The organism is Micromonospora lupini (genome assembly GCF_026342015.1).
GTDB lineage: Bacteria > Actinomycetota > Actinomycetes > Mycobacteriales > Micromonosporaceae > Micromonospora > Micromonospora lupini_B.
Genome location: NZ_JAPENL010000001.1, coordinates 1,044,840 through 1,069,433 on the forward strand (window position 1 = coordinate 1,044,840; position 24,594 = coordinate 1,069,433).

20 protein-coding genes and 1 riboswitch are annotated in these 24,594 nt (G+C 74.9%); of the genes, 6 read left to right on the plus strand and 14 right to left on the minus strand.

The genetic code is table 11. The features are described 5' to 3' along the window. Positions 1–33: 33 nt before the first annotated feature. The gene (locus tag OOJ91_RS04845; RefSeq protein ID WP_266242954.1) at positions 34–1,140 is read right to left on the minus strand and encodes a nucleotide disphospho-sugar-binding domain-containing protein; all 1,107 of its coding nucleotides are present in this window, start codon (positions 1,138–1,140) and stop codon (positions 34–36) included. Positions 1,141–1,203: 63 nt separating this feature from the next. Beyond that, positions 1,204–2,511, minus strand: a complete 1,308-nt coding sequence (paaK, locus tag OOJ91_RS04850) for a phenylacetate--CoA ligase PaaK (RefSeq protein WP_266242956.1) — start codon at positions 2,509–2,511, stop codon at positions 1,204–1,206. Positions 2,512–2,718: 207 nt separating this feature from the next. Here paaK and OOJ91_RS04855 point away from each other — a divergent pair, with 207 nt between their 5' ends. The 6 genes from OOJ91_RS04855 (at position 2,719) to OOJ91_RS04880 (ending at position 7,784) form a co-directional block, all read left to right on the plus strand. After that, positions 2,719–3,477 (plus strand): class I SAM-dependent methyltransferase, encoded by a 759-nt coding sequence (locus tag OOJ91_RS04855; protein WP_266242959.1) that lies wholly within the window; start codon positions 2,719–2,721, stop codon positions 3,475–3,477. A 28-nt stretch (positions 3,478–3,505) separates the two neighbouring features. Next, positions 3,506–3,985, plus strand: coding sequence for a fluoride efflux transporter FluC (locus OOJ91_RS04860; protein ID WP_266242961.1), 480 nt, complete (start codon positions 3,506–3,508; stop codon positions 3,983–3,985). Beyond that, a complete protein-coding gene (crcB, locus tag OOJ91_RS04865) occupies positions 3,982–4,344 on the plus strand; it encodes a fluoride efflux transporter CrcB (RefSeq protein ID WP_266242963.1) in 363 nt (120 codons plus the stop codon). The genes OOJ91_RS04860 and crcB overlap by 4 nt, the downstream gene beginning before the upstream one ends. A gap of 85 nt (positions 4,345–4,429) precedes the next feature. Further along, positions 4,430–4,954, plus strand: a complete 525-nt coding sequence (locus OOJ91_RS04870; RefSeq protein ID WP_266242965.1) for a PadR family transcriptional regulator — start codon at positions 4,430–4,432, stop codon at positions 4,952–4,954. Continuing rightward, positions 4,951–5,631: an ABC transporter ATP-binding protein gene (locus OOJ91_RS04875; RefSeq protein WP_266242966.1), complete on the plus strand. Its 681-nt coding sequence runs from the start codon at positions 4,951–4,953 to the stop codon at positions 5,629–5,631. The genes OOJ91_RS04870 and OOJ91_RS04875 overlap by 4 nt, the downstream gene beginning before the upstream one ends. Continuing rightward, positions 5,628–7,784 carry an ABC transporter permease gene (locus OOJ91_RS04880; RefSeq protein ID WP_266242969.1) on the plus strand — a complete coding sequence of 719 codons (2,157 nt, stop codon included), beginning with the start codon at positions 5,628–5,630 and terminating at the stop codon, positions 7,782–7,784. Before OOJ91_RS04875 ends, OOJ91_RS04880 begins: the two co-directional genes overlap by 4 nt. A 3-nt stretch (positions 7,785–7,787) precedes the next feature. On the opposite strand, the gene cobA is transcribed toward OOJ91_RS04880, so the two are convergent. Genes cobA through cobN form a run of 12 tightly spaced genes read right to left on the minus strand, consistent with a single transcriptional unit; the run spans position 7,788 to position 23,961 of the window. Further along, positions 7,788–9,440: a uroporphyrinogen-III C-methyltransferase gene (cobA, locus tag OOJ91_RS04885; protein ID WP_266242971.1), complete on the minus strand. Its 1,653-nt coding sequence runs from the start codon at positions 9,438–9,440 to the stop codon at positions 7,788–7,790. Beyond that, positions 9,437–10,033 carry a precorrin-8X methylmutase gene (locus OOJ91_RS04890; RefSeq protein WP_266242973.1) on the minus strand — a complete coding sequence of 199 codons (597 nt, stop codon included), beginning with the start codon at positions 10,031–10,033 and terminating at the stop codon, positions 9,437–9,439. The genes cobA and OOJ91_RS04890 overlap by 4 nt, the downstream gene beginning before the upstream one ends. Beyond that, entirely contained in the window at positions 10,030–10,227 is a 198-nt protein-coding gene (locus OOJ91_RS04895; protein WP_266242976.1) for a DUF362 domain-containing protein, read from the minus strand. The genes OOJ91_RS04890 and OOJ91_RS04895 overlap by 4 nt, the downstream gene beginning before the upstream one ends. Then, positions 10,215–12,035, minus strand: a complete 1,821-nt coding sequence (gene cobJ / locus OOJ91_RS04900) for a precorrin-3B C(17)-methyltransferase (protein WP_266242978.1) — start codon at positions 12,033–12,035, stop codon at positions 10,215–10,217. Before cobJ ends, OOJ91_RS04895 begins: the two co-directional genes overlap by 13 nt. Then, positions 12,032–13,315: a precorrin-6y C5,15-methyltransferase (decarboxylating) subunit CbiE gene (cbiE, locus tag OOJ91_RS04905; RefSeq protein WP_439117022.1), complete on the minus strand. Its 1,284-nt coding sequence runs from the start codon at positions 13,313–13,315 to the stop codon at positions 12,032–12,034. The genes cobJ and cbiE overlap by 4 nt, the downstream gene beginning before the upstream one ends. Further along, positions 13,303–14,454 carry a cobalt-precorrin-5B (C(1))-methyltransferase gene (locus OOJ91_RS04910; protein WP_266242980.1) on the minus strand — a complete coding sequence of 384 codons (1,152 nt, stop codon included), beginning with the start codon at positions 14,452–14,454 and terminating at the stop codon, positions 13,303–13,305. Before OOJ91_RS04910 ends, cbiE begins: the two co-directional genes overlap by 13 nt. Continuing rightward, on the minus strand, positions 14,451–15,284 hold the full coding sequence (cobM, locus tag OOJ91_RS04915) for a precorrin-4 C(11)-methyltransferase (protein WP_266242982.1): 834 nt from the start codon (positions 15,282–15,284) through the stop codon (positions 14,451–14,453). The genes OOJ91_RS04910 and cobM overlap by 4 nt, the downstream gene beginning before the upstream one ends. After that, on the minus strand, positions 15,281–16,078 hold the full coding sequence (cobI, locus tag OOJ91_RS04920) for a precorrin-2 C(20)-methyltransferase (RefSeq protein ID WP_266242984.1): 798 nt from the start codon (positions 16,076–16,078) through the stop codon (positions 15,281–15,283). Before cobI ends, cobM begins: the two co-directional genes overlap by 4 nt. Then, positions 16,075–17,430 carry a cobyrinate a,c-diamide synthase gene (locus OOJ91_RS04925; protein ID WP_266242986.1) on the minus strand — a complete coding sequence of 452 codons (1,356 nt, stop codon included), beginning with the start codon at positions 17,428–17,430 and terminating at the stop codon, positions 16,075–16,077. The genes cobI and OOJ91_RS04925 overlap by 4 nt, the downstream gene beginning before the upstream one ends. Further along, the gene (cobO, locus tag OOJ91_RS04930) at positions 17,424–18,035 is read right to left on the minus strand and encodes a cob(I)yrinic acid a,c-diamide adenosyltransferase (protein ID WP_266242988.1); all 612 of its coding nucleotides are present in this window, start codon (positions 18,033–18,035) and stop codon (positions 17,424–17,426) included. Before cobO ends, OOJ91_RS04925 begins: the two co-directional genes overlap by 7 nt. Further along, positions 18,035–20,296 carry a VWA domain-containing protein gene (locus tag OOJ91_RS04935; protein WP_323178413.1) on the minus strand — a complete coding sequence of 754 codons (2,262 nt, stop codon included), beginning with the start codon at positions 20,294–20,296 and terminating at the stop codon, positions 18,035–18,037. Before OOJ91_RS04935 ends, cobO begins: the two co-directional genes overlap by 1 nt. After that, complete coding sequence (gene cobN, locus OOJ91_RS04940; protein WP_266242990.1) at positions 20,293–23,961, minus strand: cobaltochelatase subunit CobN; 3,669 nt, start codon at positions 23,959–23,961, stop codon at positions 20,293–20,295. The genes OOJ91_RS04935 and cobN overlap by 4 nt, the downstream gene beginning before the upstream one ends. A 260-nt stretch (positions 23,962–24,221) precedes the next feature. Next, positions 24,222–24,398: riboswitch (cobalamin riboswitch) on the minus strand. Between the last annotated feature and the right edge of the window lie 196 nt (positions 24,399–24,594).

The window sequence follows — 24,594 nt, forward strand, 5'->3', positions numbered from 1 at the left end:
GGCGCGGACCCGGTTGTGGCACGCGGGCGGGCGTCAGACCAGCTCCGCCAGCCGGGCCACCAGGGCTGTCGGCGGCGGCATCGCGGCGATCTCCTGGCTGACCTGCGCGGCGGCCGCGCGCAGGCTGTCGTCGGTGAGCAGCCGGGTAAGCGTCCGCGCGGTGATGTCGGCCGGCCGCAGGGCGAGGCCGGCGCCCCGGCGGGCCACCAGCTCGGCGTTGTGCCGCCGGTCCCCCGGACCCACAGTGGCCAGTTGCGGCAGGCCGGCGGCGAGGGCGCCGAGAACGCTGCCCGCCCCGCCGTGGTGCACAAGCGCGGCGCTCGCCGGCAGCGCCTCGTCGAGCGGAATCCAGTCGACCACCCGGACGTTGCCGGGCAGCGAACGAGCCGAGCGCTCATCGGGCCGCACCAGCACGATCTCGGCGTCCACCTGGGCCGCGGCGGCCACCACGGCGGGCATCGGGCCTCGGTCGCCGGGGCCGGTCAGGGTGCTGCGGGTGACCAGGATCCGGGGGCGTTCGCCCGGCTCGCGCAGCCAGGCCGGCAGCTCACCGCCGCCCACGTAGGACGTGTAGCGCATCGGCCAGCCGTGCTGGGCGGCCACGCTTGGCGGGGCCACGGCGAGGGCGGCGGCGGGTGGTGGCAGCTCCGCGAGGCCGTGCCGGCGCAGCGCGGCACCGAGCCGCGCGGTGGTCGCGCCGACCAGGGCCCGGCCGTCGAAGAGGGCGTTCTCCTGGCGTACGGCCGGAACGTCGAGCCGCGCCGCCGCCACCGCGCCGGCGACCGCGAACGGCTCGTGCACCACCAGATCCGGTCGCCACTCGGTGGCCAGCGCGACGACGGGATCGGTGAGCTGGTCGTTGAGCGCGCCGAAGAGCAGCCCGGCGCCCCGGGTGCCGGCGGTGCCGGCCATCTCGGCGCGCGCGATCAGCGGGTGGCGGGCGAAGACCCGCCGCGCGATCCGGCCGAACTCGAAGCCCGGCGCGACGTCGTGCACGGCCAGCCCGGCGTCGGCGGCGGCCATCGCCCCACCGCCGGTGGCGACCAGCACGTCGTGGCCGGCGTCGCGCAACGCGACCGCGAGCGGCACCAGGGGGAAGACGTGCCCGACGAGCGGGGCGGAGACCACCAGCACGCGCATGACGCGGATCCTATGTCGACGCTGCGGGGCGCGTTGACCCGTCGACAGTGCGTCGAGGGCGCCTCAGCCGGCCAGCCGCTCGTCGACGATGCGGCGCATCTTGCCCATCGACCGTTCCACCGAGTCCGGGTCGAGCACGTCCACAGCGACGCTCACCCCGATGGTGTTCTTCACCAGCTCGACCAGAGTCGCGCCGGCCCGCTCGGCGGTGTCCGCGGCGACCCCGACGCGCCGCTCCACCCGTACGGTGAGGGTGTCCAGCCGGCCCTGCCGGCCGAGGACGCACTGGAAGTGCGGCGACAGCTGCGGCGTACGCAGGATCAGCTCCTCGATCTGCGTGGGAAAGACGTTCACCCCGCGCACGATCATCATGTCGTCCGTCCGGCCGGTGATCTTCTCGATCCGGCGCATCGGCCGCGCGGTGCCGGGGAGCAGGCGGGTGAGGTCCCGGGTGCGGTAGCGCACCACGGGCATCGCCTCCTTCGTGAGCGAGGTGAGCACCAGCTCGCCCCGCTCACCGTCGGGCAGCACCGCCCCGGTGACCGGGTCGATGATCTCCGGGTAGAAGTGGTCCTCCCAGAGGTGCAGCCCGTCCTTGGTCTCGACGCACTCGGTGGCCACGCCGGGGCCCATCACCTCGGAGAGCCCGTAGATGTCGACCGCGTGGATGTCCAGCCGCCGTTCCATCTCGCGGCGCATGTCCTCGGTCCACGGCTCCGCGCCGAAGATGCCGACCCGAAGTGAGGTGGTGCGGGGGTCGACGCCCTGGCGCTGCATCTCGTCGACGATGGCGAGCATGTAGCTGGGCGTGACCATGATGACCTCGGGTTCGAAGTCGCGGATCAGCAGCACCTGCCGTTCGGTCATGCCGCCCGAGACCGGGATGACGGTGCAGCCCAACTCCTCGGCCCCGTAGTGGGCGCCCAGGCCGCCGGTGAAGAGCCCGTAGCCGTACGCGACGTGCACCCGGTCGCCGGGACGGCCGCCGGAGGCGCGGATGGACCTGGCCATCAGCCGGGCCCAGGTCCGCAGGTCGTCGCGGGTGTAGCCGACCACCGTGGGTCGGCCTGTGGTGCCGGAGGAGGCGTGCAGGCGGGCGACCTGTTCCCGGGGTACGGCGAACATGCCGAACGGGTAGTTGTCGCGCAGCTCCGCCTTGCCGGTGAACGGGAAGCGGGCCAGGTCGTCGAGGTCCCGGCAGTCGTCGGGGTGCACCCCGGCGGCGTCGAACGCCAGGCGGTAGTGCGGCACGTGGTCGTACGCGTGCCGCAACGACCAGCGCAGCCGTTCGCGTTGCAGGGCGCGCAGCTCGTCGATGTCGGCGCGCTCGATCGGCTCCAGCTCTTCCGGACGAGGGGTGCGGTCCTGCATCGCCTGCCTCCTTGCGCGACGGTCCCGGTGCGGGCTGCGGGTACCGTACGCCGGCCGTCGGCCGAGGGCGCGAGGTGAGGGGCGCCGGGTCGGGCGGGATGCCCGACCCGGCGTCGCTCCGATCATCGCCTCGCCATCATCCTGCAATTGCAAAAGATGTGCAACAAGGTCTGGACCCGGCCCATTCGAGTAACTAGCCTGATCGGCATGAGTCCTTACACCTTGGATCCGTCGGCATGGCAGGAAAGCTGGGACCGCCAGCAGGAGGCCTACCTGCCGGACCGGGAACACCGCCTCGCCGCCATGCTCGACGCCGTCGACGCGGTCCTCGACGGCCGACCGCCGCGCCTGCTCGACCTGGCCGGCGGCACCGGCACCATCTCGCTGCGGACGCTGGCGCGCTTCCCCGACGCCGAGGTGACGTTGGTGGACCTCGACCCGGCGCTGCTCGCCATCGCCGGCGCCTCGCTGGCCGGCCGGGCCACCATCGTCACCGCCGACCTCACCACACCCGACTGGCGCTCGGCACTGCCCCACCAGGAGTACGACGCCGTCCTCACCGCCACCGCTCTGCACTGGCTGCCCGCCGACCGGCTCCGCGCGCTCTACGCCGACCTACGCGACGTGCTGCGGCCGGGCGGGATCTTCGTCAACGCCGACCACATGCCCGACGACACGCTGCCGGAGCTGACCAAACGACTGCTGGACCGGGCGCGGAACCGACGCGACGCCCGCTACGCCGCCGGCTCGGTGCTGTCCTGGTCGGACTGGTGGGAGCGAGCCGCCGCCGACCCGACGCTCGCCCCGCTGGTCGCCCAGCGGCACGCCATCTACCCGACCGGGCACAGCCCGGAGTGGAACCCGCCGGTCTCCTGGCATCTGGCGGCGCTCACCGAGGCCGGGTTCGGCGAGGTCGGCACGGTGTGGCGCGGCGGACCGGACGCCGCCGTCGCGGCGGTACGCTGACCAGCGCCCCTGCTGGTAGGAAGGACTCGTGCCAGAGCCCTTCGAGCCACGTACCGACCCCGACGTCGACCTGCGCGTCCCCGCCGACCGGCGGGAGTTGACAGCCCGTCCCGCGACGGTGCTGGCCACGATCGCGGCCGGCGGGGTCCTCGGCGCGCTGGGCCGGGCCGGTCTGCAACACGCCGCCCCGCACACGCCTACCGGTTTTCCCTGGGCGACGTTCGGCATCAACGTGTCCGGCTGCCTGCTGATCGGCGTGCTGATGGCGACGCTCGGGCACCTCGGCGGTGGTCACCCGCTGGTCCGCCCCTTCCTCGGGGTCGGCCTGCTCGGCGGGTTCACCACCTTCTCCACCTACGCCGTGGACGTCCAGCAGGCCCTCGCCGCGGGCGCACCGGCTGTCGCGCTGGCGTACCTGGCCGCGACGGTGCTCGGGGCGCTCGTCGCGGTCGGGCTGGGCGACACCGTCACCACCGCACTGCTGCGGCACCTGGCGGCGGTCCGATGAACGTGCTGCTGATCGCCCTGGGAGCGGCAGTCGGCGCACCACTGCGCTATCTCACCGACCGGGCCGTGCAGTCCCGGCACGACTCGGCGTTTCCCTGGGGCACGCTCACCGTCAACGTGCTCGGCTCACTGCTGCTCGGCGTGCTGGTCGGATGGCCGGCCAGCCCGGTGGTCACCGCGCTGCTCGGCACCGGGTTCTGCGGTGCGCTGACCACCTACTCCACGTTCAGCTACGAGACGCTGCGGCTGACGCGGGGCGACCACCACCTCCTCGCGCTGGCCAACGTCGTGGGCAGCGTCGCCGCCGGGCTCGCGGCGGCCACCGTCGGGTACGCCCTGGCCCGTGCCCTGCTGGGCTGATCTCCGAAGACCACGCACTGATCACGCACCTCACCACACTCTGAGGGTATATACGCGAGGTATACCCTCAGGGTAGTCTGCTGCCATGAGCGTCCCACTGACTCTTCTCGGCCTCCTCGAACGCGAGCCCAGCCACGGCTACGACCTGAAGCGCGACTACGACGCCTTCTTCGGCCGGGGCAAGCCACTGCCGTTCGGCCAGGTCTACTCCACCCTCAGCCGACTGGCCCGCGACGGCAAGGTCGTGATCGGCGACGTCGCGCCCGGCTCCGGCCCCGACCGCAAGCGCTACATCATCACCGACGTCGGCGCCACCGAGGTCGAGCAGTGGCTGACGCAGCCGGTCGACCCGGAGCCGCACCTGCAGACGGTGCTCTTCGCCAAGGTCGTGCTCGCGCTGATGCTGGACCGGCCGGCCGCCGACTACCTCGACACCCAGCGCAGCGCGCACCTGCAGCGGATGCGTGAGCTGACCGAGATCAAGCGCGCCGGCAGCCTCGTCGACGCGCTGCTCGCCGACCACGGGCTGTACCACCTGGAGGCTGACCTCCGATGGATCGAGATGACCGGCGCCCGACTGGACGCCCTGCGCAAGGAGGTGCGGCGATGAGCGTCGTGATCGAGGCACGCGACGTGGAGTTCGCCTTCGGCCGGACGCCCGCCCTGCGCGGCGCGAGCGTCGCCGTGGACGCCGGCGAGATCCTCGCCATCATGGGCCCCAGCGGGTCGGGCAAGTCCACCCTGCTGCACTGCCTGGCAGGCATTCTCGTGCCGGATTCCGGCGAGATCGTCTTCGACGGCGCCCGGGTCGACGCCATGCCCGAGACCCAGCGCAGCAGCCTGCGCCGGGACCGGTTCGGCTTCGTGTTCCAGTTCGGCCAGCTCGTCCCCGAGCTGACCGCCCTGGAGAACGTCGCCCTGCCCCTGCTGCTCAGCGGCGTACACCGCAAGCAGGCGCTGCCGAAGGCGAGTGCCTGGTTCGCGCGCCTCGGCCTGGACGGCCTGGAGCAGCGGCGCTCGGGTGAGCTGTCCGGCGGGCAGGCACAACGCGTCGCTCTCGCCCGGGGCCTGGTCGCCGAGCCGCAGGTGCTCTTCGCCGACGAGCCGACCGGCGCGCTCGACTCGCTCACCGGCGAGCAGGTGATGGACCTGCTGGTCGGCGCCGCCCGCGAGCAGGGCACCACTGTCATCCTGGTGACCCACGAACCCCGGATCGCGGCGTACGCCGACCGTGAGGTCATGGTCCGCGACGGTCGCGTGAACGCGCCGGACCGGATCGCCTCATGATCCGCTTCGGGCTCCGCCTCGCCGTGGCCGGCGGTCGTGAGGCGCTCACCCGCCTGCTCGTCATCGCCGCCGCCGTCGCGATCGGCAGCGGGCTGCTGCTGACCACCCTCGCCGGGGTCAACGCGGTAAACGCTCAGCTCACCCGGTACGCGTCGATCTATCCCCAGGCCTCGGCCGGCGGCGACGTCGACCCGCTGGCGTGGTCGACCCGGCAGGACTACTTCCACGGTGAGCAGATCATTCGAATCGACGTCGCCGCGACCGGGCCGACCGCGCCCACCCCGGTTGGCATCCCGGCAACTCCGGACCCGGGTGAGTACTACGCCTCGCCCGCGTTGCGGGCACTGCTGGCCGCCCACCCGGCCGACCAACTGGGGGACCGGTTCCCGGGGCGGGACCTCGGCACAGTTGGGCCGGCCGCCCTGACCTCGCCGGACACCCTGCTCGTCGTCGTGGGCGGCACCCCCGACGACATCGCCAAACTGCCCCAGGCCAGGCAGGTCACAAACGTCGGCGACGCACCCGCCCTGCCCGAGACCACGGTGAACCTCATCCTGGGCGTCATCGCCGGCGGACTGCTGTTTCCAGTGCTGATCTTCATCGGCACCGCCACCCGGCTCAGCGCCGCCCGCCGAGAGCAGCGCTTCGCCGCGATGCGCCTGGTCGGCGCGACACCCCGGCAGATCGCGATCGTCGCCGCGGTGGAGGCGGCCGCCGCCGCCGTCGCCGGCACCGCCGTTGGTTTCGGGCTGTTCTACGCCTTCCGCGACCCGCTGGCGGGCATCCCGTTCACCGGCATGCCGTTCTTCCCCAGCGACATGTCGCTGGGCGTGCTGGACACCCTGCTCGTGGCGCTCGGCGTCCCGGCCGGCGCGGCGGTGGCCGCACAGATTTCGCTGCGCCGCGTACGGATCTCGCCGCTGGGTGTCACCCGTCGGGTCACGCCACGGGCACCGCGCGCGTACCGGCTGATCCCGATGGTGCTCGGCGTCGCCGTGCTGGTGTTCGCGCTCGGCTACCGACCCGAGTCGTCCGACGGCCAGACCGCGATCTTCCTGCCCGGTCTGCTGCTCATCATGGCCGGCCTGGTCCTCGCCGGCCCGTGGCTGACGATGGTCGGCGCCCGGGTGATGGCCCGGTACGCCGGTCGCCCGGCCACGCTCATCGCCGCCCGACGCCTCGCCGACAACCCGAAGGCCGGGTTCCGGGCGATCAGCGGCATCATGCTCGCCCTCTTCGTCACAAGCGTGGCCATCGGCGTGATCACCACGATCATCGCCAACCGTGGCCCGGCGCCGGTCGGCTCGACCGACGCGGGAACGGTGACCACGGTCTTCGACGAGAAGGCCCCGTCGGTGCCCGACACGCTCTTCGCCGAGCTGCACGCGATCAGCGGCGTGCGGTCCGCGACCGCGATCCGGGAAGCCCCGGACGTGAACAGCGGCGGCGAGGGCGGGGTGATCGCCTGCGCCGACCTCCCGAGCGCGTACGGCCGGTGCGCCCAGGGCGCCGCGGTCATCGAGGTGCCGATTGGTCTCAGCCGCTGGCAGGAGTCGGTGTCGTCCACAACGGAGTGGCGCGCGGCGTCGATCACGCTCGACGACCTTCAGCGGCTGCCGGTGATCTCGGTCGTCGTGGGCACGGACGGGTCCGCCGCCGCCGTCGAGCGCACCCGCACGTTGCTGGAGGTCGCCTTCCCGACCTTCTGGGTGGGGCCGAACGTGCCCGGCGACTTCGAGTCGGACTTCGCCGACACGCTGCGCGGCTGGGAGCAACTGGCAAACGTCATCATCATCGCCAGCCTCGCGCTCGGCGGGTGCAGCCTCGCGGTAAGCGTCATCGGCGGCCTCACCGAACGCCGCCGCCCGTTCAGCCTGCTGCGCCTCGGCGGCGCTCCGGTGCGGGTCCTGCGTCGGGTGGTGGCGCTGGAGAGCGCCGTGCCGATGCTCGCCGTCGCCGCCGTCGCCATCGGGATGGGCCTGCTCGCCGCGCACCTGTTCCTGCGAGCGCAGATGCACTACACGCTCGTCGCGCCGGAGCCGCGCTTCTACGTGATCGTCGTCGTCGGGCTTGTCGCCTGCCTCGGCGTCATCGCCTCCACGCTGCCGCTGTTGGAACGCATCACCGGGCCGGAGACCGCCCGCAGCGAGTAGTCGTCAGGTGCTCGGCCCGGTGGTGGCGAGGGCAACCACCGGGCCGAGCACGAAGACGGCGGGCGGGCCGATGCCCTCCCGGGCGGCGACCGCGCCGATCTCGTCCAGTCGGGCCGGCACGGACCGCTGGCCGGGCAGCCCGGCGTCCTGCACGGCCAGCACCGGGGTCTCCGGGGCCCGGCCGTGCTCAACCAGCACGGCCGCGATCTTGGCGATGGTGTCCACGGCCATCAGCAGCACGACTGTCCCCCGGGCGCGGGCCAGCGCCGACCAGTCGACGAGCGAGTCGGGATGCCCGGGCGGCAGGTGCCCCGAGACCACTGTGACGTCGTGCGCCACGCCCCGGTGCGTGACCGGCACGCCGGCGAGCGCCGGCGCGGCGAGGGCGCTGCTCACCCCGGGGACCACTGTCACCGGCACCCCTGCCGCCACACAGGCCTGGACCTCCTCGTGGCCGCGTCCGAAGACGTACGGGTCGCCGCCCTTGAGCCGCACCACCCGACGACCGGCGCGGGCGTGCGACACCAGGGCCGCGTTGATCGCCTCCTGGGCCATCGACGGGCCACGGGGCACCTTCGCGGCGTCGACCACGAGCACGTCGGGGCGCAGTCCGGCGAGCAGCCCCTGCGGGGCGAGCCTGTCGACCACCACCACGTCCGCGGCGTCGAGCAGGGCCTTGCCACGTACCGTGATCAGGTCGTCGGGTCCGGGCCCGCCGCCGACCACGGCGACCGAGCCGTGGTCGTGGTGGTGCTGGTCGTGGTGGTCGTGCCCGTGGTGATGGTGGTGGCCGACCGGGTCGTCGGGGTGGTCGTGCGGGCGCTGCGGGCGGCCCACCTTGTCGGCGAAGCCGGGCATCAGCACCCGGTACGCGCAGGTGTCGCAGTTCATCCGGATGTCCCCACCCAGCGCCTCGGCGTAGCGCTCCCGCACGAGGTCGGCGAGGGCGTCGCAGTCGCCGATCACCTCGGCGACCCGGACGTCCAGGTCGGGGTGGGCGGCGGCGAACTCCGCCGACTGGGCGACGATCCGGTCCGGCAGCACACCGGCGAACAGGAAGTACGGCGCCACGACGATCCGCCGCGCGCCGAGGCGACGCAACCGGTCCAGCACCTCCGGCACCGACGGAGACGCCAGCGAGATGAACCCCGGCTCGACGCCGGCGTAGCCGCGTCCCTCCCACAACAGCCGGGCGACCTTGGCCACCTCGGCGTTGGCGTCCGGGTCCGTGGAGCCCCGCCCGATCAACGCCACCCACGTACCGGCCCGATCGGCGTCGGCCGGCGAAGGGGCGGCCAGCGCCGCGTCGATGCGCTGTTCGAGGGCGTCGTGCAGCAGCGGGTGCGGGCCGAGCGGACGACCGTAGCGGTAGGTCAGCCCGGGATGGCGCTGCTGCTCGCGTCCCATGGCGGCGGGGATGTCGCCCTTGCCGTGCCCGGCGGCGGTGAGCACCAGCGGCAACGCCACAAGCGCCCGGTGCCCGCGCGCGACGAGCGCGCCGACGGCGTCGGTGAGCGGCGGGCGGGACAGCTCGATGAAGCCGCCCTCGACGTCGCCGATGTCACCGCGGCGGCGGACCCGCTCGACGAGCGCGGCGAACTGGTCGACCCCGGCCGCGCTGCGCGTGCCGTGCCCGACGATGACCAGACCGGTCATGACTTCTCCTCGGTGTAGAGCAGGGCGTTGAGGGCGGCGGCGGCGACCGCCGAGCCGCCCTTCTCGCCCACGTTGGACACGCCGGGCAGGCCGCTGGCCCGCAACGCCGCCTTCGACTCGGCGGCGCCCACGAAGCCGACCGGCAGGCCGACGACGAGCGCGGGCGCGGCGTCCAGGGTGAGCAGTTCGACGAGCGCTGTGGGCGCGCAACCGACCACCCACACCGCGCCGGGGCCGACCCGGTCCAGCGCGATCCGCACGGCGGCCGCCGAGCGGGTGATGCCGGCCGCGCGGCCCAGCTCGGCGGCGGCCGGCTCGGCGACCGGGCAGACCAGCTCCAGACCGGCCCGGGTGATGCCGGCGGCGACCATCGCCACGTCGGTGACCACGGGAGACCCGGCGCGCAACGCCGCCAGCCCCGATTCCAGGGCAGGCTCGTCGCAGACCAGGTCGTCGACGTACGCGAGGTCGGCGCTGGCGTGCACGACCCGTTCGGTCACCGCCCGGGTCAGCGGCGGCAGGTGCGACAGGTCGACGCGCTCGCGCAGGATGCGGTACGACTCGACCTCGATGGGATGCGCCACGCGGCTCATCGGGCTCCTTCGCGGGGGTCGGGCTCGACGACGCGGATCGCGTCGACCGGGCAGATCTCCAGGCACTCCAGGCAGCCGGTGCAGCGGTCCGCGCGTACCGTCAGGCCGCCGGCGACCGGCCGGATCGCGTGCGTGGGGCAGGTGCGCAGGCAGGCGCCGCAGCCCTGGCAGGCGTCGATGGTCACGAGCGCCACCGGTACCCCCGGGGTGTGACCATCCGGCCGGCGACCAGCCGGGTGTCGCTGCTGCCGACGACCACCACGCTGTACATGTCGACGACCGTCGGGTCAAGGGTGGCCAGGGTCGCCAGGTGCACCCGCTCGTCGGGGCGGCTGGCGTTGCGCACCACACCGACCGGGGTGTCCGGGGGCCGGTGCGCGGCGAGGATGCCGAGCGCCTTGCCGAGCTGCCAGTCGCGCGCCCGGCTGCGCGGGTTGTAGAACAGCGCCACGAAGTCACCCTCGGCGACGGCTGTCACCCGCCGCTCGATGACCTCCCACGGAGTGTGCAGGTCGGACAGGCTCACATAGGCGTGGTCGTGGCCGAGCGGAGCACCGAGCAGCGCCCCGGCGGCGAGCGCGGCGGTCACCCCGGGCACGCCGACCACGTCGATCCGCTCGTCGGCGTACTCCAGGGCGGGGCTGGCCATCGCGTACACCCCGGCGTCGCCGGAGCCGACAAGCGCGACCGCCCGGCCGGCGGCGGCCTCCGCGACGGCCGCGCGAGCCCGGGCCTCCTCCGCGCCCAGCCCGCTGGACAGCACCCGGGTGCCCGGCCGCAGGACGTCGCGGACCTGGTCGAGGTACTGGTCGAGGCCGACCACCACCGCCGCGCGACGCAGCTCCGCCACCGCGCGGGGGGTCCGCAGGTCGGCGGCGCCCGGCCCGAGGCCGACGACTGCCAGCCGGCCGCGCGGCGCGTGCCGGGCCACCGCCACTGTCGCCATCGCCGTCGCCGTCTTCCCGACCAGCAGCGTGGCGTCGCCCGGCCTACCGTCCGGGCCGAGCAGCGCCGCGGCCTCCGCGACGCTCGGCGTGCCGACCGCGGCGCGGACCACCTCGCTGGGATGCGGCACGTCGACAGTTGCCAGCCGCGTCGCCGGCCAGGTCACCAGGGGTACGCCGAGCGCGTCGACGGTGCTCAGGATGCCCACCTCGTCAGCTTTGACGTCGGCGCTGGCCAGGCAGCGCAGGCTCGCCGGGTCGAGGCCGGCCTCGGCCAGCACCCGGTGCAGCAGCTCGGTCACCTCGGCGGCCGGTACGCCCCGACTCGCGCCGACGCCGGCGACGAGCGACGGGGGCCGCAGCACCGCGGTCCGCTCGTCGAGGGGCACCACCCGATCGGTGACCAGCAGGCGGTATCCGGCGGCCCCGCTGCCGCCGGCGTCGCTGTCAGCGGGGGCGTTGTCGGCGGCGGAGTTGTCGGCGGCGGCGACGGCCTTGCCGGCGGCGTTGTCGACTCCGGACTCGTCGTGGGCGCCGGCGTGGACGTTCGGGGGCAGGGCGGGCAGCGGCCAGGCGGCGTCGGCGATCAGCTCGACCGGTTCGCCGTCCAGGATGGCCCGGGACACGGCGGCGACCGCGCCCTGGACGGGCCAGCCGAGGGTGTCCAGGCCGGGCAGTCCGACCGCGTCGGTGGCGGTGGTGATCACCGGTCGGGCGTCCAGCAGGACGCCGACGGCCTCGGCGAGGTCGTTGCCGCCGCCGGCGTGACCGCCGAGCAGCGCCACGGCGTGTCGGGCCGCCTCGTCGACGACCACCACTGCCGGGTCGGTGCGCTTGTCACCGAGCAGCGGCGCGAGGATGCGCACCACCGCGCCGGTGGCCAGGAACGCCACCACGGCGTCGTACCGCGCCCAGGCGGTCCGCAGCGCGTCGGCGACGCTGTCTCCCTCGACAAGCCGGGCGTGCGGCCACGCGGCGGTCAGGGTATCGGCGTGCCGGCGGCCGGCGGCGGTCGCCGCCACCAGGCCGATCCGGGCGGACGGATTCCTGTCGGTCACGGGCGCTCCCCGGTGAGGACGACCACCGGGTTGGTGGCCGCGAGGCGGATCGACCCGCCGGGCAGGGCGGCGAGGCGGGCGGCGGAGAGCTGGCTGCCCTCGACTGTGTAGCCGGCGGCGCGCAGCAGGCCCACGGCCGGCGCGACGCGGTCCAGCGCGGCGAGGGTGAGCACCACCCGCTCGGGTCGGCGGGCCACCACCGCGGGCAGGACGTCGGTGCCGCCACCGCCGACGAATACCGCGTCCGGCTCGGGCAGCCCGGCCAGTGCCGCCGGGGCCCGCCCGACGACGAGCCGGACGGTGACGGCGTGCGCCGCGGCGTTGGCCCGGATGGTCGCGGCACTGGCGACGTCCTGCTCGACGGCGAGCACTGCCGCGCCGAGCAGCGCGCACTCGATGCCGACCGAGCCGCTGCCCGCGCCGACGTCCCAGACCAGCCGGCCCAGGCGGGGCCGCAGTCGGGCGAGGACGAGGGCACGCACCTCCGACTTGGTGATCATCGAGTCGCGGTGGGCGTACCGGCCCTCCGGCAGCGCCCAGCCACCGGCCGGCGCGGCGGCCGGCTGGTTGTCGCAGCGCATCCCACCGAGCACGACCGGACCGGGCGCGGCGTCACCGGGCGCAGCGTCGGCAGGGTCGGCGTCGGCGTCGGCGAGGCTGAGCAGGACGTGTGGGTCGGACCAGGTCTCGGTGGCTGCCTGCTCGGGGGTCACCATGCGGACCCGTTCGACGTCGGTGCCCAGGTGCTCGGCGACCAGCAGGCGGCGGGACCAGCCGACCAGGCCGGCGCCCAGCTCGGCGGCGCCGGCGCCGGGCGCGGTGAGCACCGCGACCAGCGGCAGCGCCCGACAGGCGTTCAGGGCGGGGCGCGGGTCGCGGCCGTGCGCGGTGACCACTGCCGCGCCGTCCCAGGGCAGCCCGACGCGGGCGAACGCGGCGGCCACACTGGACACCGCCGGCACCACCCGCAGCGGCAGTCCGGCCGCCCGCAGCCGCCGGACGATGCCGAACAGGCCGGGATCCCCGCTGGCCAGCACCACGGCCGGCACCCCGGCCGCGACGGCGGCGCTCAGCCGTCCGACGGCCGGGGCGAGCGGCCCGAGGACGACGGTGTCCGCGCCGGGCGGCACGGGAACGGCGGCCAGGTGCCGGGCCGCCCCGACGACGAGCCCGGCGCCGGCCAGCGCGGGCGCGAGCGCGGGATGCGCCGGGGCACCCACCGCGTCCAGCCCGACCACCGTCACCAGCGGATCCGAGGGCGTACGGCTCATCGGGGCCACCGCCCCGACGAGGCGACCACGTGCGCTCCGGCGAAGTCGACCATCGCCACGTCCACCGTGACAGTCGGCCCGGCGAAGCGTCGCAGCACCTGGCCGACCCGCTGGCAGAGCAGGTCCCCGGCCGGGCCGAGCAGCCCGGCGGCCTCCCACAGCTCGTACGCGTGCCGACCGGTGTTCGCCTCGGTCACGGCGGCGACGAGCGCCGGATCGCCACCGGCGTCGGCCGTCACCGCGCCGAGCAGGGACAGGTCCACCGTGGAGCGGGTGTAGTGGGTCATCAGGATCCCGGCGGCGAGTTTGGCGAGCTTGCCGGCCATGCCGACGAAGACCACCCCGGTCATCTCGTCGCCCACGGCGGCGGTGACGGCGGCCCCGGTGAAGTCACCCACCTCGACGAAGCACACCTCGGGCAGGTCGGGCAGGAGCGCGCGAGCGGCCCGCTCGGTACGTCCGCCTGTGCACAGCACCACGGTCCGCTCGCCCTGGGCGGCCATCACGTGTACGGCCTGCACGACGCTGGCCCGCCAGGAGGCGGTGGAGAAGGGCCGGACGATGCCGGTGGTGCCGAGGATCGAGATGCCGCCGAGGATGCCGAGCCGGCGGTTGGTGGTCTTGCGGGCCATGATCTCGCCCCGGGGCACGCTGATCACCACGCGGACGCCGACCTCGCTGAGGTCGACCACCTCGGCCACCGCCTCGCCGATCATCCGGCGGGGGGTGTCGTTGATGGCCGGGCCACCGACCGCGAGCCCGAGGCCGGGCTTGGTGACGGTGCCGACGCCGGGACCGCCGGCCAGGCGCAGCCCGGGGGCGTCGGTCCAGTCCACGGTGGCGGTCAGCTCGGCGCCGTGGGTGACGTCCGGGTCGTCACCGGCGTCCTTGACGACCACCGCCTCGGCCCGCACGGGTGGGCTGCCGGTCACCTCGCAGCGTTCCACTCCGAAGCGCACGCGCCGACCCGCGGGCAGGCCGATCTCCACGTCCGGCTGAATCTCTCCGGTGACCAGGGCGGTGACCGCCGCCTTCGCCGCCGCCGTGGCGCAGGCGCCGGTGGTCCACCCCGTCCGCAGGGCTGTGGGCCGGACCTTCGCCGTACGGGGCAGGTCCGGCTCGCGCAGCGGCGGCTCGGCGTACGTCACGGTGTGCCTGTTCCTCCGGCGCGGCCGCCGGTCTGGCGGCGCAGCTCGGCGCGGGCGGCCGGCTCGGCGCGACGGAAGGTGTGGAAGTGCCCGGGGTGGTACAGGTGTGAGCGGGTGCCCTCGGCGGCGAGGGCCGGTCCGACCAGGAACAGGGTGTGCTTCCACAGCTTGTGCTGCTTGACGGTGGCCTCCAGGGTGCCGACCGTGCAGCGCACCACCAGTTCGTCGGGCCAGGTCGCCTGGTACGCCACCACGGCCGGGGTGTCCTCGGGGTAGCCGCCGGCCAGCAGCTCGGCCTGCACCTGGCCGGAGCGGGCGGCGGAGAGGAACAGCGCCATGGTCGTGCCGTGCCGGGCGAAGTCGCGGACCCGCTCGCCGGGCGGCATCGGGGTCTTGCCGCCTTCGAGGCGGGTGAGGATCACCGACTGGGCGACCTCGGGGACTGTCAGCTCCCGCCCGACGAGCGCCGCGACGGCGGTGAACGAGGACACCCCGGGCACGATCTCGACGGCCAGGTCGAGCGTCCGGCACAGGTCCAGTTGCTCCTGCACCGCGCCCCAGAGCGCCGGGTCGCCGGAGTGGATGCGGGCCACGGTGAGCCCGTGCGCGGCGGCGCGCTCGTACAGCGGCAGCACGCCCTCGATGGGTAGCTGCGACGAGTCGACGATCTCCGCGTCGGGGCGGGCGTGGTCGAGGACGTCGGCGTGCACCAGGCTGGCCGCCCAGATGACGATGTCCGCGGCGGCGATCACCCGGGCGGCCCGCAGGGTCAGCAGGTCCGCCGCACCCGGGCCGGCCCCGACGAACCACACCTTGCCGTTGCTCGTCACAGCTTTCCTCCTCGGTGCTCGCGGCGGGCCGGAACCAGCAGCGTCGACAGGTACGGCAGGTCGTGGTCGGTGTCGTCGACAGGTCCGATCCGTTCACCGGGCAGCCCGAGGCTGCGTCCGAGCACCGCGTCGGCGAGGCGGCCCTGCCGGCGCAGCTCGGCGAGCAGCTCCGGGTGCCGCCGCCAGCCCTTGTAGGCGACCACGGTGCCCGGCCCGGCGAGGGCGTCGGCGAACAGCGCCAGACCGGCGGTGGCCGGCAGCAGGGTCAGCGGTTCGCGTCCCTCGCAGAGCGGGGTGCCGCTGCGGGCGGCCAGCTCCTGCATGGCTGTCACGCCCGGCACGGTCGCCACCCGCACGGCGGACCGCAGCGCGCGGACGCTCTGCGCCAGGTAGCCGAATGTGGAGTAGACGTTGGGGTCGCCGATGGTGGCGAACGCGAGGGACCGCGCGCCCGCGTCGACCGCGTCGACCACCGTCCGGGCGGCGTCGTCCCAGGCCGCCGCCCGGCGGGCGGTCACCCCACCCCTGTCGTCGAGGGCGAACGGCAGCCGGCGCAGCCGGTCCGCCGGCACGTACTCCCGGACGGTCGCCTCGGCCCGCCCGGCGTCCGCGCCCGGCAGCGTGGCACCGGCCGTCGCGGCCGGCTCGTCCCGGTCCGCCATCACGGGTACGAAGACCACGTCGGCCTCGCGCAGGATCCGCACGGCCTTGACGGTGAGCAGTTCGGGGTCACCCGGTCCGACACCGACGCCGGTCAGCGTGGCGTCGGCGCCCTGCCGCGCGTCGGCGTTCATCGGCACGCCTCGACCAGCCGGCGGGCCGCCGCGGGGTGGCCGGCCCAGTGGGTGTGCAGGTAGGAGGCGTGCACACGGCCGGCGACGAAGCCGTGGTCCGTGCCGTTCCAGCGCCACGCCGGCCGCTCGCCGTGCCCGGGGTCGGTGGTGGTGCGGTGGAACTCGTGGCCGCGTACCGGATCGCCGGCGCGGGCCACCGGGCTGTCGGTGACCGCGGTCGCCTCGCGGTAGCCGAGGGTGAGCCGGCCGGTCATCCGGGCGGTCAGGTCCAGCCGACCGCACATCGGTACGCCGTCCAGGGTCCGCCCGAGGTAGAGCAGCCCGGCGCACTCGGCGACGACCGGCCCGTCGAAGTCGGCCAGCTCGGCGCGGAGCGTGCCGTTGCCCGCGAGGGCCTCCGCGTACGCCTCGGGGAAGCCGCCACCGATCACGACCGCGCGCGTGCCGGCGGGCAGGGCCGGGTCGCGCAGCGGGTCCACTGTGACGACGTCCGCGCCTGCGGCGGTGAGCAGTTCGGCGGTCTCCGCGTACGAGAAGGTGAACGCCGGACCACCGGCGAGCGCGACGCGTGGCCGCTCGACGCCGGCCGGCCCGCCGACGGCGGTGATCGGGTCCCACGCCGGGGTGGTCAGCGGCGGGGCGCTGCGTGCCAGGTCGAGGACGGCGTCGAGGTCCACCGTGGCCTCGACCAGTTCGGCGAGGGCGGTGACGATCGCGACCGACTCGGGTGCCCGCTCGGCGACCGGGACCAGCCCGAGGTGCCGGGCCGGCGCGGCGACCTCGGCGGCGCGGGTGACCGCCCCCAGCACCGGTACGCCCACCTCGGCGAGGGCGTCGCGCAGCAGCGTCTCGTGCCGGGGCGAGCCGACCCGGTTGAGGATCACCCCGCCGATGCGTACCGCCGGATCGAAGGCCGCCATGCCCAGCGTCAGCGCGGCGGCCGAGCGGCCCTGCGCGGTGGTGTCCAGCACCAGCACCACGGGCGCGTCGATCAGCCGGGCGACGTGCGCCGTGGAGGCGAAGTCGCGGCGGCCCACCGCGCCGTCGTGCAGGCCCATCACCCCTTCCACGACGGCGATGTCGGCGGGCGTCGGGACGCTCGCGCCGTGGCGCAGCAGGGCGACGATCCGCTCGGGCCCGACCAGGAACGGGTCGAGGTTGCGGCCGGGCCGCCCGGCGGCGAGGGCGTGGTAGCCGGGGTCGATGTAGTCCGGGCCTACCTTGTGCGGGCTGACCGTCAGGCCGCGACGGCGCAGCGCGGCGAGCAGCCCGGTGGCGACAGTCGTCTTGCCGTGGCCGCTGGCCGGCGCGGCGACGACCAGCCGGGGCAGCGCCCAGGTCGCGCTCACCACTCGATGCCCTTCTGGCCCTTCTGGCCGGCGTCCATCGGGTGCTTGACCTTGGTCAGCTCGGCCACCAGGTCGGCGGCGGCGACGAGGCGCGGGTCGGCGTCCCGGCCGGTGATGACGACGTGCTGGAAGCCGGGGCGGTCGGCAAGGGTGGCGACGACCTCGTCGACGTCCACCCAGCCCCACTTCATCGGGTAGGTGAACTCGTCCAGGACGTACAGCCCGTACCGCTCGGCGGCCAGGTCGCGCTGGATCTGCCGCCAGCCCTCCAGGGCGTCGGCGGCGTGGTCGGCCTCGCCGCCGCGCTGGATCCAGGACCAGCCCTCGCCCATCTTGTGCCAGGCCACCGGCGCGCCCTGGCCGGTACGCTCGTGCACCTCGCCGAGCGCCCGGAAGGCGTTCTCCTCCCCCACCCGCCACTTGGCGCTCTTGACGAACTGGAAAACCCCGACCGGCAGGCCGGCCGTCCAGGCCCGCAACGCCAGCCCGAAGGCGGCCGTGGACTTGCCCTTCATCTGTCCGGTGTGGACGATCAGCAGTGGCCGGTGCCGCCGCTGCCGGGTCGTCAACCCGTCGGCAGGCACGTGATTCGGCTGTCCCTGCGGCATCAGGCGGCGCTCCTGTCCGGCGAGGTGGCAGGGCCGGTCGAGACCTGGGCCACGTCGTTCAGTTGGTGGTGGGGGGCTTGCAGTTGAGTTGCCAGGCGGGCGGCCAGGTGCAGGCGGACGGGGCCTGTTTCGCAGTCGACGACCACGCAGGGCGCAGCCGTCGCGGCCAGCACCTTCGCCGCTGCCGCCGCCCGGTCCAGCGGGCGGGTGCCGGCGGTGGCCCGGCCGTCGGTGACGACGAGGACCAGAGGGCGGCGCTTCGGGTCGCGCAGGCGCTCCACCCGCAGCAGATCCACGGCGGCGAGCAGGCCCTCGGCCAGCGGCGTACGCCCACCCGTCGGCAGCTCGGCCAGCCGGGTCGAGGCGGCCAGCACCGACGAGGTGGCCGGCAGCAGCGTCCGCGCACCGGCACCCCGGAAGGCGATCACCGCGACCTTGTCCCGCCGCTGGTACGCGTCGGTGAGCAGGGCGAGGACCGCGTCCTTGACGGCTGTCATCCGCTGCCGGGCGCCCATCGAGCCGCTGGCGTCCACCACGAACAGCACCAGGTTTCCCTCGCGTCCCTCGCGAACCGCCTCCCGCACGTCGTCCGGGCGCAACCGCAGCGGACCGGCCAACCGTCCCCGCAACGCCTGGTGCGGCGCGGCGGCGCGGATCGTGGCCGGCAGGTGCAACGCGCCGACCCGGCCCGCCGGCACCCGGGCGCCTGTGGTGCGCCCCCGCCCGGTGCGGGCACGCGAACGCCGGCCGGGCACGCCGTCACCGACGCCGGGCGCGGTGAGCAGCCGGGCCTTCAACCCACCCCGGGGTACGGCCGCCGGCTGGGACTCCCCGCCGCGGGTCGGGTCGTCGTCACCGGTCGCCGATTCCCGGCCCCCGCGCGGACGCGAGTTCTGCCCGTCGTCGCCCCGGTCGCCCGGCTGGCGCCGCGACCAGCCATCGTCGTCGCCCGGCTGTCGCTGCGGCCACCCGTCGGCACCGTCGGGGCCGTCGGTGCGCCCGTCTGGGCCACTGCCGTCGCGCGCCGCCGAGGGCCCGGCCGACCCGGGTGCACCCCGCTCGGCCCCGTCGCCGCTGCCGTCGCCACTCGGGCCGCCGTCACTCGGGCCGCCGTCACTCGGGCCGCCACCACTCGGGCCGCCGCCACTCGGGCCGTCACCGCCGGCCGGGCCACCGCCCTGCGGGCCCCCGTCGTCCGGGCCACCGTCGTGCGGGCCGCCGTTGTCGTCCGAGTCGTCGGGGTGCGCGTCCTGGGCGCGCTGCAACGCCTCGTCGAGGCGCTTGGAGTCCAGGCCCGGGGTGTCGAACGGGTCGCGGCGGCGGCGGTGCGGCAGGGCGAGGCGGGCGGCGACCCGGACGTCGTCGATGGTGACCCGGTCCCGGCCGTGCCACGCGGCGTGCGCGAGGGCGGTCCGTGCCGTGACGATGTCGGCGCGCATGCCGTCCACGTCGAACTCGGCGCACACCTCGGCGATCTGCCGCAGCGCGGCGTCCGGCAGGCGTACCCCGGGAAGCCTGCGGCGGGCGGCGGCCACCTGCGCGGCGATCTCCGCGTCGGCGTCGGCCCAGCGGGCGGCGAAGCCGGCCGGGTCGGCGTCGGCGGCGAGCCGGCGACGCACCACCTCGACCCGGACCGCAGGATCCCGGCTGGCGCCTACCTCGACGGTCAACCCGAAACGGTCGAGCAGCTGCGGGCGCAACTCCCCCTCCTCCGGGTTCATGGTGCCGACCAGCAGGAACCGGGCCGCGTGGCTGACCGAGACACCCTCACGCTCGACGTGGCTGCGGCCCATCGCCGCCGCGTCGAGCAGCAGGTCGACGAGGTGGTCGTGCAGCAGGTTGACCTCGTCGACGTAGAGCACCCCCCGGTGGGCGGCGGCGAGCAGACCCGGCTCGAAGGCGCGTACGCCCTCGCCGAGGGCCTTCTCCAGGTCGAGCGATCCGACGACCCGGTCCTCGGCGGCGCCGACCGGCAGCTCCACGAGCCGGGCCGGGCGGGTCTCGGTGGCGGCGTCGGCCGGATGCGGACCGTCCGGGCAGGCCGGGTCCGGCTCGGCCGGGTCACAGCCGAAGCGGCAGCCGGCGACCCGGCGCACCGGGGGTAGCAGCGCGGCGAGGGCCCGCACGGCTGTGGACTTGGCGGTCCCCTTCTCACCCCGCACGAGGACCCCGCCGATCGCCGGGGACACCGCGTTGAGCAGCAGCGCCAACCGCATGTCGGCCATGCCGAGCACCGCGCTGAACGGGTAGGTGACGCTCATGCCCGGTCCTCCAGGTCGCCCTCGCTGGCCAGGTACGTGTCCCGGAGCCGGTCCAGCGTGGCCGGCTCCGGTTTGGCCCACAGCCCCCGGTCGGCGGCCTCCAACAGACGCTCGGTGATGCCACGCAGCGCCCACGGGTTGGACTGCTCCAGGAACTCCCGGGTCGTGTCGTCGAACAGGTACGCGGCGGCCAGGTGCTCGTACATCCAGTCGTCGACCACGCCGGCGGTGGCGTCGTAGCCGAACAGGTAGTCCACGGTGGCCGCCAGCTCGAACGCGCCCTTGTAGCCGTGCCGGCGCATCGCGGCGATCCACTTCGGGTTGACCACCCGCGCCCGGAACACCCGCCGGGTCTCCTCACCCAGCGTGCGGGTCCGCACGTCGTGCGGCATGGCCGAGTCACCCACGTACGCCTGCGGTGACGAGCCGGTGAGGTGCCGGACCATCGCCACCATCCCGCCGTGGTACTGGAAGTAGTCGTCGGAGTCGACGATGTCGTGCTCCCTGGTGTCCTGGTTCTTCACCGCCACGGCGATACGGGCGAAGGAGCGCTCCATGTCGGCGCGCGCCTCACGCCCGTCCAGGCCCCGGCCGTACGCGTAGCCGCCCCACACCGCGTACACCTCGGCCAGGTCGGCGTCACTGCGCCAGGTCCGGGCGTCGATCAGCGGCAGCAGGCCCGCGCCGTACGCCCCGGGCTTGGAGCCGAAGATCCGGGCGGTGGCCCGCCGCTCGTCGCCGTGCTCGGCGAGGTCGGCGGCGACGTGCGCCCGCAGGTAGTTCTGATCGTCCGGCTCATCGAGCGCGGCGACCCGCCGCACGGCGTCGTCCAGCAGCGCCACGACGTGCGGGAACGCGTCGCGGAAGAAGCCGGAGATGCGCACGGTCACGTCGACGCGCGGGCGGCCCAGCTCGGCGGTCGGCACCACCTCGACGCCGGTGACCCGCCGGGACCGCTCGTCCCAGACCGGGCGGCAGCCCAGCAGCGCGAGCACCTCGGCGATGTCGTCGCCCTGGGTGCGCATCGCGCTGGTGCCCCACACGGTCAACCCCACCGAGCGGGGGTACGTGCCGGTGTCGGCGAGGTGCCGGGCCAGCAGCGAGTCCGCGAGGGCCACTCCGACGTCCCAGGCGTTGCGGCTCGGGATGGCCTTGGGGTCGACGGAGTAGAAGTTGCGGCCGGTGGGCAGCACGTTGACCAGGCCCCGGGTGGGTGAGCCGGACGGGCCGGGCGGCACGAACCGGCCGTCGAGCGCGCCGAGGGTGTTGGTCAGCTCGTCGGTGGTGCGCGCCAGTCGGGGCACCAGTTCGGTGGCCGCGAAGCGCAGCACGGCGGCGGCGTCCGGGATCGGCTGCCCGGTCACCTCCACGACCACCGCGTCGACGACGCCGGCATCCCAGTCCAGGGTCTCCATGCCGGTGACCAGCCGTCGCGCGAGGGCCTCGATCAGGTCGACGGCGTCGGCGGCGGTGCCGGCCGGCCCGTCGACCGCGTCGGTCAGCGCGACCGGCAGGGCGATCCGCTGCCCGGGCGACGCGAGCAACTCCTGCTCGTCGAGGCCGTACGCGGCGGCGAGGGCCTGCCGCAGGCCGGGCAGGGCGTGTTTGCCGCCCCAGATCTGAGGGGCGCGCAGCACGGCGAGCACCAGGTTGATCCGGGGCTCGCCGGTCGGCGCGTCGGCCAGGATGTGCAGCCCGTCGCGGATCTGCACGTCCTTGACCTCGCACAGGTACCCGTCGAGGTGCAGCACGAAGTCGTCGAAGTCGTCGGCGTCGGGCATCGCCTCGGCGTGCAGGTCGTGGTGCAACTCGGCGGCGCGGACGAGATCCCAGATCTGGGCCCGCACGGTGGGCACCTTGGCCGGGTCGAGCGCCTGCACGGTCGCGTACTCGTCGAGCAGTTGCTCCAGCTTGGCCAGGTCGCCGTACGTCTCGGCGCGGGCCATCGGCGGCACCAGGTGGTCGATGACCACGGCGTGCGCGCGGCGCTTGGCCTGGGTGCCCTCGCCGGGGTCGTTGACGATGAACGGGTAGACAAGCGGCAGGTCCGCGAGGACCGCGTCGGGCGCGCAGTCGGCGGCCAGGCCGAGGCCCTTGCCGGGCAGCCACTCCAGGGTGCCGTGCTTGCCCAGGTGCACCACGGCGTCCGCGCCGAAGCCGCCGTCGGTGACCGGCGCGGCCAGCCAGCGGTACGCGGCCAGATAGTGGTGACTGGGCGGCAGGTCCGGGTCGTGGTAGATGGCGATCGGGTTCTCCCCGAAGCCGCGGGGCGGTTGGATCAGCAGCACCACGTTGCCGAAGCGCAGCCCGGCGAGCACGATGTCGCCGCCCTCGGTGTACAGCTCGCCGGGCGGCTCACCCCAGTGCTCCCGCATGCGCTCGCGCAGCTCGGTCGGGACCTGGTCGAACCAGCGCCGGTACGTCTGCCCCGGTATCCGTGCCTCGGCGGCGGCCAACTGCTCCGGGGTGAGCCACTCCACGTCGTGACCACCGGCGGCGATCAGCGCGTGGATCAGCGCGTCGCCGTCCTCGGGCGGCGGCGCGTCACCCAGGTCGTAACCCGCCTCGGCGAGCGCGGCGAACAGCCGGACCGCCGAGACCGGGGTGTCCAGCCCGACGGCGTTGCCGACCCGGGAGTGCTTGGTGGGGTACGAGCTGAGGACGACGGCGACCCGCTTGTCGGCGTTGGGCACGTACCGCAGCCGGGCGTGGCGCACCGCGATGCCGGCCACCCGGGCGGCCCGCTCGGCGTCGGCGGCGTACACCGAGAGGCCGTCCGCGTCGATCCGCTTGAACGAGAACGGCACCGTGACGATCCGGCCGTCGAACTCGGGGATGGCCACCTGCATCGCCGCGTCCAACGGGGACAGCCCGGCGTCGCTGCCGGCCCACTGCTCGCGGGTGCTGGTCAGGCAGAGCGCCTGAATGACTGGCACGTCCAGGGCGGCGAGCGCGCCGACGTCCCACGCGTCCTCGTCGCCGCCCCCGGACGCGTCGGCGGCGACCGCGCCGCCGGCGGCGAGCACGGTGACCAGCAGCGCGTCACAGCGGGCGAACAGCCCGAGCGGGCCGGCGCCGGCGGTCAGGCCCCGCAGCGAGCCGCAGAAGATCGGCAGCGGGTTGCCCCCGGCCTCCCGCACGGCGTCGGCCAGGACGTCGACGAACGCGGTGTTGCCGGCGAGGGCGTGCGCCCGGTAGAAGACGATGCCCACGGTGGGCCGGTCCGGGTCGGTCGGGTGCTCGCCGTGCACCCCGTAGGCCGGGGTGGGCGCGGGCGGGGCGAACCCCTCGCCGGTGAGCAGCACGGTGTCACCGAGGAACCGGGCGAGGTGCCCGAGGTTGTCCGGCCCGCCCTCCACCAGGTACGCCAGCGCCTGGGTGACAACTCCGGACGGCACGGTGGAGACGGCCATCAGCTCCGCGTCGGGCACCGTCTCGCCGCCGAGCACGACAGTCGGCACGCCGGTGGCGAGCACCGCGGCGAGGCCGTCCGGCCACGCCTGCCGACCCCCGAGCAGGCGTACGACGGCGAGGTCGACCCCGTCGAGCAGGGCGGGCACCTCGTCGGCCGCCACCCGTGCCGGGTTGGCGAGCCGGTAGTCGGCGTCACTGGCGCGGGCGGCCAGCAGGTCGGTGTCGGCGGTGGAGAGCAGCAGAACGCGCACGGCAGGCTCCGGACGGTAACGTCGGCGCGCTCGCGGGAGCGGCCTGGCGACGTGGGATGGGCGCAGGGTTCAGCGGAGGCCGCGATCCGGCCCGCTCACCGGCGAGCGGCCGGGGACGACGGGCGGCGCGGTCCGGAACTCAGCGGTGAACGGAGTCGATGCCGATCGCGGCGACGACACGGCCGCCGTGCGGGAAACGGCAACCGCCGTCGATGATGGAGACGCCAAGCGTCATCGGGTCCTCCTCGGGTGTCCACGCCCTGGGGTACGTCCCGACGGCCGAAGTATCCTGGCTTCCGGATCGACGCTCTCCCCCGGCCTTCCAACCGCAGACACACGGCCGTGACTCGCGAGGGGGGATCGCTCCCCGGTGACAGTGGCGGGACCGCGTCGGATTCGCACCGACTTCCTTCACTGCCGTCAGGCCGCGAATGCTGCCACACCCGTCCACCGCCGGTCAACGCAGGTCCCGGCGTCGCCGGCCGCGCTCACCTGCTCCGGAGCGGCAGCGCGACGAGCCGCACGCCACGAGCCCCACGCCACGCGCCGCACGCCTTGAGTCGCACGCCACGCGCCGCACACCATGAGTCGCACGCCATGCGGCGCGTGCACACGTTGCCACGCGGAGGCTCG